This window comes from Corynebacterium sp. LK14 (genome assembly GCF_008042215.1).
In the GTDB taxonomy this organism is placed as follows: domain Bacteria; phylum Actinomycetota; class Actinomycetes; order Mycobacteriales; family Mycobacteriaceae; genus Corynebacterium; species Corynebacterium striatum.
In genome coordinates this window covers 332,013-346,308 of the sequence record NZ_NOVQ01000009.1, presented here as the reverse complement: position 1 = coordinate 346,308, position 14,296 = coordinate 332,013, and the positions used below count along the sequence as shown (strand labels likewise).

Here is a 14,296-nt window from a genome sequence, read left to right as displayed (position 1 = left end):
AGCTGACACACGGAAATCTTCTTCTTAGGGATAGGTAAAACATTGAGCCAGCCAAAGCACTCCGCTTTTCAGTCCACTGTTCCTGCGCACGTGCGCTCCGCAGCCGGCGTTCGCCCCGCCACGGCGACCGACCGCAAGTTCTGGTCCGGTCTTTCCTCTGCCGTCATGGCGCAAATCGCCGACAACTGGGAGGCCACCCGCGCCGCTTATGCCGCTACCCGCCAGCAGCACTACTTCTCCGCCGAGTTCCTGCAGGGTCGCGCGCTGCTGAATAACCTCACGAACCTGGACCTCGTCGACGAGGCAAAGGCCGCCGCCAAACAGGGCGGACGCGAGCTTTCCAACGTCCTCGAAGCCGAGCACGATGCGGCCCTCGGCAACGGTGGCCTTGGCCGCCTGGCAGCGTGCTTCCTTGACTCCGCGGTCACGCAGGATTACCCGGTGACCGGCTATGGCCTGTTGTACCGCTACGGTCTGTTCCGCCAGTCCTTCGAGAATGGCCGCCAGAAAGAGGAGCCAGATGCGTGGATGGAAAATGGCTACGAGTTTGTGATTCGTCGCGCTTCCGAGCAGCGCCGCGTTCACTTCGACGACATGGACGTCCGCGCGATTCCTTATGACATGCCAATCACTGGCTACGGCACCGACAACGTGGGTACGTTGCGTTTGTGGAAGTCTGAGCCGATCGATGAGTTCGATTACGATGCCTTCAACTCACAGCGCTTCACCGACGCGATTGTCGAGCGCGAGCGCGTCATGGATATCTGCCGCGTGCTCTACCCCAACGACACCACCTACGAGGGCAAGGTGCTGCGCGTTCGCCAACAATACTTCTTCGTATCTGCGTCCTTGCAGGCGATGATCGATAACTACATCGAGCACCACGGTTCCGACCTGCGCGGGTTCGCTAAGTACAACAGCATCCAACTCAATGACACCCACCCGGTTCTGGCCATCCCGGAGCTGCTTCGTTTGCTGCTTGATGAGCACGATTTGTCGTGGGACGACGCGTGGAAGGTCGTGACCGAGACCTTTGCCTACACCAACCACACCGTGCTGGCCGAGGCGCTGGAGAGCTGGGAAGTCTCCATTTTCCAGAAGCTTTTCTGGCGCATCTGGGAGCTCGTGGAGGAAATCGACCGCCGCTTCCGCGAGGACATGGCTACCAGGGGCCTCGATCAAGGGCGCATAGACTACATGGCGCCTGTGTCCAATGGCCAGGTGCACATGGCATGGATTGCCTGCTACGCCGCGTACTCCATCAATGGTGTGGCTGCACTGCACACGGAGATCATCAAGGCCGACACGCTGTCCGAGTGGCACGAGCTGTGGCCGAAGAAGTTCAACAACAAGACCAACGGCGTTACCCCGCGTCGCTGGTTGAAGATGTGTAACCCGCGCTTGGCCAAGCTTTTGACCAAGCAGTCCGGCTCGGATGAGTGGGTCACTGACCTCACCAAGCTCGCTGAGCTGGCTGAGTTGGCGGAGAATGAGAAGGTTCTGCGCAAGCTCATGGAGATCAAGCACAAGAACAAGGTGGACTTCGCCCAGTGGGTAAAGGAGCACCAAGGCGCCGAGATAGATCCGGATTCGATTTTCGACGTTCAGATTAAGCGCCTGCACGAGTACAAGCGCCAGCTCATGAACGCCCTGTACATCTTGGACCTGTACTTCCGTATCAAGGAAGACGGCGAATCCGTACCGAAACGTACCTTCATCTTCGGCGCCAAAGCGGCTCCGGGTTACGTGCGCGCCAAGGAAATCATCAAGCTCATCAACACCATTGCGGAGTTGGTGAATAACGACGAGGACACCCGCGACATCATTCGCGTGGTCTTCGTAGAGAACTACAACGTCTCTCCTGCCGAGCACATCATCCCAGCGGCGGATGTTTCCGAGCAGATTTCCGTTGCCGGTAAAGAGGCTTCCGGCACGTCCAACATGAAATTCATGATGAATGGTGCTTTGACGCTGGGCACGATGGACGGCGCGAACGTTGAGATCGTGGAGGCCGTTGGCGAGGACAACGCCTACATCTTCGGCGCACGCAACGAGGAGATTCCGTCCCTGCGCGAATCTTACAACCCAGGCGAGCTGTACAACACGGTTCGAGGCCTCAAGCGTGTCCTCGATGCGCTTAACAACGGCACGTTGGGCCACGAGAATTCCGGCATGTTTGGGGACCTGCGCTCTTCGCTTCTCGACGGCCAGGGAGTACATGCCCAGGACATCTACTACGTCCTCGGTGACTTTGAGTCCTACCGCGAAGCACGCGACCGTATGGCGAATGATTACGTCGCCGCCCCACTCGACTGGGCGAAAAAGGCATGGCTCAACATCTGCCTGTCTGGCCGCTTCTCTTCCGACCGCACGATTGCCGACTACGCCAACGAAGTGTGGAAGCTCAACCCCGCTCCGATTAACCGCTAACCGCAGGCACGACTAGTAGGCGCTAGGGATCTTCCCTAGCGCCTTTTGCGCGTGTGGTGGTCGAATCTTAAGGCGGCGGCCGCAGGTCTTGTTTGATAAACACCGGCTTGCCTGACTTAGGCGATATCCAGGCCAGCCGGCCGCCCACCCGGCCGATACGTCCGCGGTGGGCTGGTCCGGCAGGGTCGTCTTGGTTGAGGCCATTGTGATAAGCGCACAACGGAACCAGGTTGTCGAGGTTAGTCATCCCACCACCTCGCCACGACTCGATATGGTGGATCTGACATTCGTCGAAAGGCACCTTACAGCCTGGCCATACGCAATGGCGGAAGCGTGCTTTGAGGATTGCACGCTGCTTATCGTTGGCCACGCGCTGAGTCCGGAAAGCGTCTATGGGGCCTTCCAGCGGATGCACCAGCACGGCCTCGCCATGGTGGGAAAGCGCTCGTTGAATGTACTGCGCCCCAGACATGACCGCACCATTGCTGAGCTCGATGGTGACTTCCTCACCGTCGCCGTCAACGATGCGGTCGAGCTGGTCCAGATACACAATCGCCGAGGTATGAACTTTTACTACCCCGCTATCGCTTCCTCCTGCGACCAAAGCCCGGAATCCTTCCAGCTCTCCTTCTGCATGACGGAGCAGGGCGCGGAAGTCGGCAATGGTTAGCGCAGTGTCGGTGATGCGGATGGACCCGAGTCCGTTGGCGTGACGGGAGTGTGTAACCTTCGGAGCCGGTTGCGGTGGGGTGAGGATTTCGCGCAGTCGCTTGCGGGCGACAAAGTCGATACGGTTGCCCGGAGTCTGGCACAGCTCGACGCGCAGGTCCCACGCTTGTCGCTGGCCGCGCACCCGCGAGACATACTTCTCAATCTGACCCAGCGTGCTGAGACCATGGCGCTGGCGCCGCGCACCGGCGACCGCCTGCGCTTGTTTGCGACTAAAAGGTGTCTTGCCATAGTAAGCCGCTGCGAGGGTGAGCAGGAAGTCGGCGTCGTCAGGCGCGGCTCCCATGGAAACCATGTCAGACTTACTCAGCGCAGCTGCCTCGGCGAGGAGTTCCACGCCGAGGGCACGCGCCTGAAAATACGTCTGAAGGTTCATACCTCACACGCTAGAAGCATTTCCCAGGCCCCTACAAGAGCGATTTCTAAGCCTGTGGATAACTCCCGCAAAAATCTGCTTTTTTCACAGCCTCAGATGACCCGACAACAAAGTTATCCCCAAAACCACGAAACCCCCTGCGCGAGGCAGGGAGTCAACGAGTGAGAATTAGTTGCTCTCACCAAGCAGGTGGCACTGAATCATGTTGGTGTTGCCAGCGATTCCCGGAGGAGTACCGGCGATAACCACGATGAGGTCGCCTTCCTTGTAGTTCTCCATAGCAAGCAGAGAACGATCGATGGTGGCCATCATGTCGTCAGTGGAGTCGACAGCGTCGCTCAAGAAAGTCTGAGCGCCCCAGGTCAGGGCAAGCTGCGAACGGACAGCTGGGTCCGGTGTAAAGGCCAGCAGCGGTAGCTTGGAGTGCAGACGAGCCACGCGCTTTGCGGTGTCACCGGAGGTGGTGAACGCAACGATTGCCTTCGCGTTGAGGCGCTCTGCGATATCGCGAGCAGAGTAGGACACAACGCCGCGCTTGGTGCGTGGAACGTGCGACAGCGGCGGAACCTGTCCGCCAGACTCAGCGTTCTGGACAATGCGACTCATAGTGCGGACGACGTTCTGCGGGTCGATACCAACGGAAGTTTCTCCGGAGAGCATCACGGCATCGGCGCCATCAAGGACGGCGTTGGCGACGTCGGAAGCCTCGGCACGGGTCGGGCGCAAGTTGCTGATCATGGAATCCAGCATCTGGGTAGCCACGATGACTGGCTTGGCGTTCTCGCGTGCAATCTGGATAGCGCGCTTCTGGAAGAGCGGAACCTGCTCGAGCGGAACCTCAACGCCGAGGTCGCCGCGAGCAATCATGATGGCGTCGAAAGCCAGAACGATGGACTCCAGAGCATCGACTGCCTCTGGCTTCTCCAGCTTCGCGATGACAGGAATGCGACGGCCTTCCTCATCCATGATGGCGTGAACCAAGTCCACGTCAGCTGGCGAGCGCACGAAGGAAAGCGCAATCATGTCGACGCCCAGCTTCAGGGCGAAGCGCAGGTCGGCAATGTCCTTCTCGGACAGGGCAGGCACGGAAATGTCCATGCCTGGCAGGGAAACACCCTTGTTGTTAGACACTGGGCCACCCTCGGTGACCTCGCATACGACGTCGTTGCCGTCCACTTCCTTGCAGACAACGGCGACCTTGCCGTCGTCGATAAGCAGGCGGTCACCTGGCTTCGCGTCGTTGGCCAGGTTCTTGTAAGTAGTGGAAACTCGGTCGTGAGTGCCCTCGACGTCATCCACGGTGATGCGGACGATTTCGCCGTCTGCCCACATCTCTTCGCCATTGACGAAGCGACCGAGACGGATCTTTGGCCCCTGCAGGTCGGCGAGGATGCCGACTGCCCGGCCAGTCTCGTCCGTTGCTTCACGAACCCAACGGTAGTTGGCTTCGTGATCGGTGTGATCACCGTGGGACATATTGAGGCGTGCTACGTCCATACCCTCGCGCACGAGGCCAAGGATTCCGTCCTTGCTTGCCACGGCCGGTCCCAGAGTACAAACGATTTTGGTTCTTCTATCCAGCATTGAAAGCCCTATTCACGTCGGAAATGCTAACGCCACCCAACGTACCCGCGTTCGCGCTCAACGGCCACTGCAAAAGCCAACACAAAACCTCACGCCCACAGAAAAATCTTTGGGAAACCGGGTAAAAAGGACCTTAAAACGGTCATAAACGGGCGTGAGCGGGCAGAATGGCCACGCGTCAAAGAAGCATAAACGCTGCCAAATTCCTAGTGTGATTCAGCCGACGCTCTTGACGACGCCCCCCTCATCCCCGCGTGGATTGACCTCCTCCGGACTTTCCTGCCCGCGCGGCAGACGGAAGAACACAATGAGCGCCACCACAAACAGAACCACCGAAACAATGACGTTGATGCGCAGCCCGAATACCAACGTGGCCTCGTCGGCTCGCATGTTCTCCACGAAGAAGCGGCCCAACGTATAGCCCGCCACGTAGAGGGCAAAGAGACGACCATGGCCCAGTTTCCAAGCTTTTTGCGCCCACAACAGGAACAGGCACACGAGCACGTTCCACACCAGTTCGTAGAGGAAGGTCGGATGCACGGAGGTCATAACCTCGCCCGTGGAGTGCCCGGAGACTGGTGCGTACTCCCCCGCCTCGTTAACGCGGTAGAAGATATCAAGTGCCCACGGAACGTCGGTAGGGCGCCCGTAGAGTTCCTGGTTGAACCAATTACCCAAGCGTCCGATGGCTTGGGCCAGGATGAGGCCGGGGGCGACGGCGTCGGCAAACGGCGCCATGGGCACCTTTTTGACCTTGAACATGACCCAGATAGCAAACACGCCAAGCGCCACCGCGCCCCAGATGCCGAGTCCGCCGTTGGTGACTTTCAGCGCATCGACCGGGTTGCAGTCCGCGCAAAAGTACTTCTCGTGGTCAGTGATGACGTGGTACAAACGCCCGCCGATGATTCCGGCCGGGATGATGACAATCGCGGCATCCCACACCACATCTGGGTTGCCGCCGCGCGCTACGTAGCGCCGGTGAGTCATCCACATCGCCACCAGAATGCCTGCAATGATGCAGAGTGCGTACGCACGCAGCGGGATTGGACCAAGTTGCCACACGCCTTGCGGCGGGGAAGGGATGTTCGCGAGGATTTGCACGCTAAATAGTTTGCCCTATGTGACGCCGCCTAGTCCATCTTGCGCGAGGGACACGCCGGGTGTTGGCCCGCCGCCACCAAGGAACGCGCCGTAGCCGCTGGGTCTTGGGCGGCCATGATCGCCTCGCCAACCAACACCGCATCCGCCCCCTGCGAAGCATAGGAGAGCACGTTGCGCGGCGAATTCACGCCACCAATCGCGATGCGGACAATCGATTCCGGCAGGCCCGGCACAATCTCCGAAAAGGCCTCGCGGTTAATCGCATCCGAGACCACCGACCACGCATTAATGGCCACCACGCTGCCGCCGGCTTTGATAGCGCGGTCAACCTCGTCGCAGGACCGGACCTCCAAGATGGCCGTCATCCCTAAGGACTCGATGCGGTCGAGCAGAGCCTCCAAACGTGCCTGTTCCAAAAGCTCCACCTGCAGCGGCACGGCGTCGGCACCGTAACAGCGCGCCTCGTGAATCTGATAGGGGTCCACCACGATGTCACGGCAAATCATCGGGATATCAATGGCTGAGCGCGCCGCGCGCATGTCTTCCAAAGAACCATGGAAACGGCGCCTATCCGTCTGACACGCCATCAAATGCACGCCGGTATCCGCCAGCTGGCGCGCCATCGCCGCCACCGATTCCGGCGAGTCCAGGTGAGCGATTTCGCCCGCATAGGGAATGGCGCGTTTGATTTCAGTGATGATCGAGCAGCCGTTACGCAACAGCGCAGCGCGTACGTCACGGGGCTCTTCCATGGAGCGGGAGCGAGCCTTGATATCCTGAAAGGAGACGCGGGCCTCGCGCACGGCGACGTCGTCAAGCACACCTGCTATCAGGTGGTCTACCGCGATAGGTGTGGACATCAGCACCTCCCTCCATAAGGGCGTTTTAGATCACACTTAGGCTATCGCGTCAACACCTCGAATCTAAAATCTAGTCCCGTTTTACATCCGTGGGATCAATGTCATTGTCGAGGGCGTCCCACATCACGCGGCCGGAGTCGGTGGTGGTTTCCAGTTCCTCGGCGATCATCTCCTGGCGGGCGGCGGGGGTTTCGTACTTGGTGGAGCGCGGCTTATCGACGCCCGGCTTACGCACCAGGAGGACCGCTCCAAACAGGGCCACTGCCGCGCCGATAATCGCGATGACCGGCCCGCCCTTGGAGACCTCGGTGCCAATCACGATAGCCCAGTCCGAGATGTGTGCGCCGTTGACGGCATTTTCGTCGGAGGAGCCGGCACGCAGGAGTTCCTGGGCGCGGGCGGCGTCCGCGCCGTAGGTCAGCAACGACACTGGGTTCCATGCCACGGCAGCGGCCGCGACGGCGCATACAGCAGCCACCACGCGGCGCGCTGTACGACGCAGCGCAGCACCCGCGACAGCGCCCACGAGGAGCACCAAGGTCAACGCGATAAGCTCCAGCGACCAGAAGGAGCCGATCATGTCCACGATGCTGAAGCCGGATTTATCGTCCTCCACTGACGCGATGGCCCAGGTCATGCGAGATGAAAGCCACAACAGGATTGCTCCAACTGCGATAAGGAGCGGGCCAATACGGCGTGCCATCTAAAAAGCGCCTCCCAAAAGGTCATGAGAATCAAAGCAGGTGCGGTCCCCCGTGTGGCAGGCCGCGCCTTCTTGGCGAACTGTAATCAGGATGGTGTCGCCATCGCAATCCAGACGGGCGCCGAGGACCTCTTGGGTATGCCCCGAAGTCTCGCCCTTAATCCAGTAGGACCGGCGCGAGCGCGAATAATACGTGCCCTTGCGCGTGGCCAGGGTGTGGGCCAGCGCGTGGTCATCCATCCACGCCATCATGAGGACCTCGCCCTGCTCGGATTGCGCGATGGCGGGCACCAGACCGGCCTCGTTGCGCTTAAGGAGCGCCGCGATGGAAGGGGCGAGTTCGTAGTCTGCGGGGCTGCTCACTGGCGCACCTCGTAAGAGGCCTCGGCAAGCGCGTCCTTGACCTCCGCGATCGAGACCTCACCGAAGTGGAAGATGGAGGCGGCCAGTACTGCGTCGGCACCCGCGGCTACGGCCGGCGGGAAGTGCTCCGCCTTGCCCGCCCCGCCGGAGGCAATCACAGGGATGTTCACCGCCGCGCGCACCTTTTCAATGAGCTCGATATCGAAGCCGGCTTTGGTGCCGTCGCCGTCCATGGAGTTGAGGAGGATCTCCCCCACTCCCAGCTCCGCACCGCGCACAGCCCATTCGATAGCGTCAAGGCCCGCCGACTTCGTGCCGCCGTGCGTAGTGACCTCGAAGCCGGAAGGCTGCTCAGCACACCGGCGGGCGTCGACGGAAAGGACGATGCATTGGGAACCGAAGACGTCGGCAAGCTCGCGGAGCAACTCCGGGCGCGCAATCGCGGAAGAATTCACGGAAACCTTATCCGCCCCGGCGCGCAGGAGCTCGCGTACGTCGCTCACGGAGCGCACGCCGCCGCCCACGGTCAGCGGGATGAAGACCTGATCCGCAGTGCGCTTGACGACGTCGATCATCGTTCCGCGCCCATCCTTCGACGCGGAGACATCGAGGAAGGTCAGCTCGTCTGCTCCGAGCTCGTCGTAGCGAGCAGCAAGCTCGACTGGGTCGCCTGCATCGCGCAGGTTCTCGAAGTTCACGCCTTTGACGACGCGGCCATTGTCTACGTCAAGACAAGGAATAACACGCACGGCCAGCGCCATTGCGTCCTCCTAAAAGATAAAAATTGGAAAGTTAAGCTAGCGGTGGCGAGCCACGATGTCGAGGAGCGCGGCATGCACCTGCGGGGTGCCAGCCACAAGGCCGCGGGAGGACGGAGTCCACTCGTTGCCTTCGGGATCGGTGGCGATACCACCAGCTGCCTTGATGAGCAGGGCACCCGCAGCGTTGTCCCACGGGTGCGGCGAGAAGTTGACCACGCCGTCAAACACTCCTTGGGCCACAAACGCGGAGTCCACGCCCACAGATCCGGTCATGCGCGGGCGCAGGCCGGTCTCGCGGATCTCGTGGAAGATGTCCGTGGGCAAGTGCGAGGAGCAGCCGACGTGGCCGCGGGCCTCGTCGAAGCCGGTAGCGGGGCCACCGATGGAGCGCAGCTGCATGCCGTCGGCCGCCACGAGTCGGCGCCCCAGCAGCGGGAAGTCCGCGACCGCCACGACGGGCGCGCCCTCGTGGATGAGGCTGACCAAGATGCCGCACAGCGGATTGCCCGCGGAGTAGTTGGCCGTACCGTCGATGGGGTCGACGACCCACATGGTGGAACCAAACTCTGCCGCATCATCACCGCCGAAGCTCGTGGATTCCTCGCCATAGACCTCAATGCCCGTGAGCTGCGTGAGGTGCAAGCGCAGTTGTTGCTCAATCTGCAGGTCTACCTCGGTGGCAAAGTCGCCTTCGCCCTTAAAATGGGCAGGCGGCGCGCCTAAGCCGGAGCGGAAAAGCTCCTCTACTTGGTCAACGGCCGCCTCGGCAAAGGCCACCAGCTCACGGGGTTGGGTCATGGCTTAGCGCTCCTCGATGGGGTCAATGTAGTCTTCTTCCGGCAGCGGTTCCACCTCGGCCACGGCGGCCAAGGCTTCCTCGAGGCTAAACCGACCCTCGTAGAGCGCCTTGCCGATAATCGCGGAGTCGATGCCCTGGTTCTCATAAAGTGCGAGCTCGCGAAGGTCATCGAGGGTAGAAATGCCGCCCGACGCCGTTACCTTGGCGTCGGTAGCCGCGGCGACCTCGCGCAGCAGCTGAACGTTAGGGCCTTCCAGTGTGCCGTCCTTGGACACGTCAGTGACCACAAAGCGCGTGCAGCCCGCAGCGTCGAGGCGCTCGAGCACCTCCCAGAGGTCGCCACCGTCGGACACCCAGCCGTTGCCGCGGGTACGCCATTCGCCATCCTCCAAACGCACGGCGAGGTCAACGGCTATCTTGTCGCCGTGCTCTGCCAACACCTTTTCGATCCACTCCGGATTCTCCAGCGCCGCAGTACCGATGTTGACGCGGCGTGCGCCGGTAGCCAGCACGCGGGCCAGCGACTCGTCGTCACGGATGCCGCCGGTGAGCTCGACCTGAATATCAAGCGAGGAGGTAATCTCAGCCATCAGCTCGTAGTTAGAGCCGCGGTTAAACGCTGCGTCCAGGTCCACGAAGTGCAGCCACTCCGCGCCCTGCGCCTGCCACTTCTCCGCAGCTTCGCAGGGTGCGCCATAGGACTTCTCGGTTCCGGCTTCGCCCTTATCTAGGCGGACGGCTTGGCCATCGACGACGTCGACAGCGGGCAACAAAGTAAAGCTCATAGTTTCAAATCCTATTTAAAGCGTGTTCATCCAGTTGCGTAACAAACGGGCCCCTACTTCCCCGGACTTCTCCGGATGAAACTGGGTAGCCCACAACGCGCCGTTTTCTGCTGCGGCCACGAAGCGGTCGCCCCCGTGCTCGGCCCAGGCAACCTTGGGCGGCTCGGTAATTTCGGTGCTCAGCTCCCACGAACGCGCGCCATAAGAATGCACGAAGTAGAAGCGTTCGTGCGGGTCAATACCGGCGAACATCTGGGAGCCCTCCGGAATCTCCACGACGTTCCAGCCCATGTGCGGCAGCACGTCTGCCTGCAGCTTCTCCATTCGGCCTGGCCACTCGCCACAGCCGGCGGTTTCAATACCATGCTCGTTACCGGCGTCGAAAAGCACCTGCATTCCCACGCAGATACCTAGTACCGGCCGGCCGCCCGCCAGGCGCTGGCCGATGATGCGCGGACCCTGTGCCTTCTTCAGCCCTTCCATGCAGGCGGCGAAAGCGCCGACTCCGGGCACCACGAGGCCGTCTGCCTCCACGGCAACTTTTGGGTCTGCAGTCACGGTGACCTCGGCCCCCGCGTGCTCCAGCGCGCGCTGCGCGGAACGCAGGTTACCTGCACCGTAGTCCAGCAGAACAACATTCTTCCGTGTCATGGGCTATACCTTACGCAACCTTCTCAACCGTGTTTGGATATCGTGAGTTTCGCTCACGCGGGTCTTGCCCAGCACCATATCTGTGACAGTGAGCAGCAGTCCGCCCGCGATAATCGCCGCGCCCACCCCGAAGGCGCCGCTATAGCCGGAGCCTGCGACGATGGCGCCCAAGACGGTGGAACCTAGGCCGGTGCCGGCGTCGTAGAAGATGTTCCACACGGCGGAGGCCTCGGAAATCTTTTCGCGCGGCACGCGGTTAAACATGGACAGCAGTGCCTCGTTTTGCGCGATGCCGAAGGAACCACCATAAATCACCGCGCCAAGCACAAGCAGCCACAGGGACCAGCCCTGTGCCAGCGTCAGCGCGATAAGCCCCACGCCCAGCGCCGCAGCGACCTGCGCCGGAATATAGAGGGTTCCGGGCCTGCCGAGTCGATCAGCGACCACACCCGCCAAGTAGCGCAGCACCATCGCTGCAGCACCCACGACAGACAGCAGGAGCCCGCCGACGGCCGCGCCTTTCACCGGGTCCAGTTCACGGGCGGCCGGAGCGATGAACGTGGACACCACGCCGTAGCTCATGGAGAAGGTGGTCAACGCGAGCGCTGGCACGGCGACGAGTTTCCACATCGGCGCCACCGCGTATTGCTGCGGCGCCGCGCTTGGCCGCGCCGCCTTCAGCCGCGGCACCCGCAAGCACATGAGAAAGCCCACGATGCCGATAATTCCAGCAGTGATGTAGACGGTACCGAATCCCCACGCCTGCCCCATGGCGATACCAGCGGGCAGGAACAGCATCTGCGAGAAGCCGATGAATACGCCGATCATGCCGGTGGCCTTGCCGAGCAGGCGGGGCGGGGTGATCTCCGCAATGAGCGCGTTTTCGGCCACAGTCAGCGCGCCGAAGCCAATTCCGCGCAGCGCGGAGAAAAGCAGCACCACCCAGGCCTCGTTACCGAGGAGGTGGCCGAAGGCGGGCACGCCAAGCAGGAGTGCGGCCGCAGCCATCACCGGACGATAACCAAAGCTGCGCAGCATTCGCGGGGTCGCGATCTGTGTCATGACCGTCGTAGCCATGAAGGCACCCGTGGACGAGCCAGCGAGGGTGGCCGAGCCGCCGGAGTCAAGAACCGCGAGGGGAACTACTGGCAAGAGGATCGACCACGCGCCAAAGGCCGCCGCCACAGCCACCATCGTGGCTGCGTATCCAGGTACCGACCACACGGACGCCTGTGCCTTACGGCTCACTGCCCCATCACCCCAAACATCCACGCTAAAGCCGCCGCTGCGGAGACCGCCCCGAGAACAGCTGCGACAAGCGTAAAGAACTTAGAACCCTGCTGGTACGCCGACCATGCGCCGCCAAAGAGCAGACCCGCCACGAGGAACAGGATCAGGATCATGATGTTGCCAGAAATCAGAGCGCTCCCTTCGTGGAAGGAATTCCCTTCACGCGCGGGTCAGACTCCACGGCCTGGCGCAGCGCGCGGGCCACGGCCTTGTACTCCGCTTCGGTGATGTGGTGGGGGTCGCGTCCGTAGCGCACGTTGAGGTGCAGCGTGGTCGCGGAATGGGTAGCCAAGGTCTCGAAGAAGTGGCGGTTAATCACGGTGGCGTAGTGGCCACCGATGACCTGCCACTTCATGTTCTCCGGCTCGCCGTTCATGACAAAGTACGGGCGGCCAGAGATGTCGATGACAGCCTCGACGAGGGTCTCGTCCATCGGCAGCAACTGGGAACCGAAACGGCGGATGCCGGCCTTGTCGCCGAGGGCGTCGGCAATAGCGCGTCCCAGCACAATCGCGGTGTCCTCGACCGTGTGGTGAGCGTCGATCTCGATATCGCCTTGGGCGTGAATTTTCAGGTCGAAGCTGCCGTGCGTGCAAAACGCGCCCAGCATGTGGTCAAAGAACGGCAGTCCAGTGCTGATATCTGATTTGCCGGAGCCATCGAGATTGATCTCGATTTGGATCTGGGCTTCCGAGGTCACGCGTTCGGCGGTGCCGATGCGATCTGCCATTACTTGTCTCCTTCGCATTCAGCCGGTGTAGAAGCGTTCAATACTTTACCGGCAAGCTCTTCGGCGGCGGCAAGGAAGGCGTCGTTTTCCTCCGGCAGGCCAATGGTGGTGCGCAGGAAGCCCGCTTGGCCGACGTCGCGAATGAGCACCTGACGCTCCAAGAACTGCTCCCACACCGTGTGCTGGTCTACAAAGCGCCCGAAGAATACGAAGTTGGACTCGCTGGGCACGACAAAGTAGCCGAGCTCCTGCAGCTTGGCGACGACCCTGTCACGCTCAGTCGCCAGCTTGGCCACTGTGGCAAGCGTGTCCTCGCTGTGGCGCAGAGCGACGGTGGCGGCCGCCTGCGACAGAACCGACAGGTGGTACGGAAGACGCACGAGCATGACTGCCTCGACGAAGGCTGGGTCAGCCACGAAATAGCCCAAGCGGCCACCTGCGAAGTCGAAGGCCTTGGACATGGTGCGGGAGACCACGAGCTTGGTGGGGTACTTCTGCAGCAGTGTGGTGGCCGAGGGCGAGTCGGAGAATTCCATGTAAGCCTCGTCCAGGATCACGATTCCGGGAGCGGCCTGGATGATCTTCTCCACGAGCTCGATTGGGGTGACGTCGCCAGTAGGATTGTTGGGCGTGGTCACGAAGACGACGTCAGGCTGGTGCTCCGCAATGGCTGCGAGCGCAGCGGACTCATCGATGCAGAAGTCCTCACCGCGTGGGCACGCGATGAACTCCGTCTGGGTGCCCGCACACAGAATGGGGTGCATGGAGTAGCTCGGGGTAAAGCCCAATGCCTTGCGGCCTGGGCCGCCGAATGCCTGCAGCAGTTGTTGCAAAACCTCGTTGGAGCCATTGGCGGCCCACAGGTTTTCCACGCCCACGCGCACGCCGGTCTGCTTGGTGATGTATTCAGCAAGCGCCGTGCGCAGCTCTACCGCGTCACGCTCTGGGTAGCGGTTGAGGCTCGTCGCCTGCTTCTCAATGGTGCGCACCAAGTCGTTGACCAGCGCCTCGCTCGGTGGATAAGGGTTCTCGTTGGTATTGAGCTGGTTGTCGACCCGCAGCTGCGGAGCACCGTAGGCGGACTTTCCGCGCAGTTCTTCGCGCAGCGGAAGATCGTTGAGTTCAGCCATG

The 14,296-nt window shown here is 61.5% G+C and carries 15 protein-coding genes; 1 reads left to right on the top strand and 14 read right to left on the bottom strand.

Annotated elements, in window-relative coordinates; all coding sequences use genetic code 11:
- Nucleotides 1-42: 42 nt before the first annotated feature.
- Complete coding sequence (locus tag CHU71_RS04965; protein ID WP_147760371.1) at nucleotides 43-2,430, top strand: glycogen/starch/alpha-glucan phosphorylase; 2,388 nt, start codon at nucleotides 43-45, stop codon at nucleotides 2,428-2,430.
- Between the two features lie 67 nt (nucleotides 2,431-2,497).
- On the opposite strand, the gene CHU71_RS04960 is transcribed toward CHU71_RS04965, so the two are convergent.
- The 14 genes from CHU71_RS04960 to CHU71_RS04900 all read right to left on the bottom strand — a co-directional run bounded on the left by CHU71_RS04960 (nucleotide 2,498) and on the right by CHU71_RS04900 (nucleotide 14,295).
- The gene (locus tag CHU71_RS04960; RefSeq protein ID WP_147760370.1) at nucleotides 2,498-3,535 is read right to left on the bottom strand and encodes an HNH endonuclease signature motif containing protein; all 1,038 of its coding nucleotides are present in this window, start codon (nucleotides 3,533-3,535) and stop codon (nucleotides 2,498-2,500) included.
- Between the two features lie 168 nt (nucleotides 3,536-3,703).
- On the bottom strand, nucleotides 3,704-5,116 hold the full coding sequence (gene pyk / locus CHU71_RS04955; RefSeq protein ID WP_046645399.1) for a pyruvate kinase: 1,413 nt from the start codon (nucleotides 5,114-5,116) through the stop codon (nucleotides 3,704-3,706).
- A gap of 219 nt (nucleotides 5,117-5,335) precedes the next feature.
- Nucleotides 5,336-6,223 carry a prolipoprotein diacylglyceryl transferase gene (lgt, locus tag CHU71_RS04950; protein WP_147760369.1) on the bottom strand — a complete coding sequence of 296 codons (888 nt, stop codon included), beginning with the start codon at nucleotides 6,221-6,223 and terminating at the stop codon, nucleotides 5,336-5,338.
- Between the two features lie 29 nt (nucleotides 6,224-6,252).
- Nucleotides 6,253-7,083 carry an indole-3-glycerol-phosphate synthase gene (locus CHU71_RS04945; protein ID WP_147760368.1) on the bottom strand — a complete coding sequence of 277 codons (831 nt, stop codon included), beginning with the start codon at nucleotides 7,081-7,083 and terminating at the stop codon, nucleotides 6,253-6,255.
- 70 nt (nucleotides 7,084-7,153) lie between these two features.
- On the bottom strand, nucleotides 7,154-7,786 hold the full coding sequence (locus CHU71_RS04940; RefSeq protein WP_147760367.1) for a TIGR02234 family membrane protein: 633 nt from the start codon (nucleotides 7,784-7,786) through the stop codon (nucleotides 7,154-7,156).
- A complete protein-coding gene (hisI, locus tag CHU71_RS04935) occupies nucleotides 7,787-8,149 on the bottom strand; it encodes a phosphoribosyl-AMP cyclohydrolase (RefSeq protein WP_147760366.1) in 363 nt (120 codons plus the stop codon).
- Complete coding sequence (gene hisF, locus CHU71_RS04930; protein ID WP_049062408.1) at nucleotides 8,146-8,910, bottom strand: imidazole glycerol phosphate synthase subunit HisF; 765 nt, start codon at nucleotides 8,908-8,910, stop codon at nucleotides 8,146-8,148. The genes hisI and hisF overlap by 4 nt, the downstream gene beginning before the upstream one ends.
- A 36-nt stretch (nucleotides 8,911-8,946) precedes the next feature.
- Nucleotides 8,947-9,708 carry an inositol monophosphatase family protein gene (locus CHU71_RS04925; RefSeq protein WP_005528804.1) on the bottom strand — a complete coding sequence of 254 codons (762 nt, stop codon included), beginning with the start codon at nucleotides 9,706-9,708 and terminating at the stop codon, nucleotides 8,947-8,949.
- Between the two features lie 3 nt (nucleotides 9,709-9,711).
- Nucleotides 9,712-10,494 carry a bifunctional 1-(5-phosphoribosyl)-5-((5-phosphoribosylamino)methylideneamino)imidazole-4-carboxamide isomerase/phosphoribosylanthranilate isomerase PriA gene (priA, locus tag CHU71_RS04920; protein WP_147760365.1) on the bottom strand — a complete coding sequence of 261 codons (783 nt, stop codon included), beginning with the start codon at nucleotides 10,492-10,494 and terminating at the stop codon, nucleotides 9,712-9,714.
- A gap of 15 nt (nucleotides 10,495-10,509) precedes the next feature.
- Complete coding sequence (hisH, locus tag CHU71_RS04915) at nucleotides 10,510-11,145, bottom strand: imidazole glycerol phosphate synthase subunit HisH (protein ID WP_147760364.1); 636 nt, start codon at nucleotides 11,143-11,145, stop codon at nucleotides 10,510-10,512.
- Between the two features lie 3 nt (nucleotides 11,146-11,148).
- On the bottom strand, nucleotides 11,149-12,339 hold the full coding sequence (locus tag CHU71_RS04910) for an MFS transporter (RefSeq protein WP_147760532.1): 1,191 nt from the start codon (nucleotides 12,337-12,339) through the stop codon (nucleotides 11,149-11,151).
- Nucleotides 12,340-12,389: 50 nt separating this feature from the next.
- A complete protein-coding gene (locus CHU71_RS12810; RefSeq protein WP_046645250.1) occupies nucleotides 12,390-12,548 on the bottom strand; it encodes a hypothetical protein in 159 nt (52 codons plus the stop codon).
- Nucleotides 12,549-12,562: 14 nt separating this feature from the next.
- Nucleotides 12,563-13,165, bottom strand: a complete 603-nt coding sequence (gene hisB / locus CHU71_RS04905; protein WP_147760363.1) for an imidazoleglycerol-phosphate dehydratase HisB — start codon at nucleotides 13,163-13,165, stop codon at nucleotides 12,563-12,565.
- Nucleotides 13,165-14,295: a histidinol-phosphate transaminase gene (locus CHU71_RS04900; protein WP_147760362.1), complete on the bottom strand. Its 1,131-nt coding sequence runs from the start codon at nucleotides 14,293-14,295 to the stop codon at nucleotides 13,165-13,167. Before CHU71_RS04900 ends, hisB begins: the two co-directional genes overlap by 1 nt.
- Between the last annotated feature and the right edge of the window lies 1 nt (nucleotide 14,296).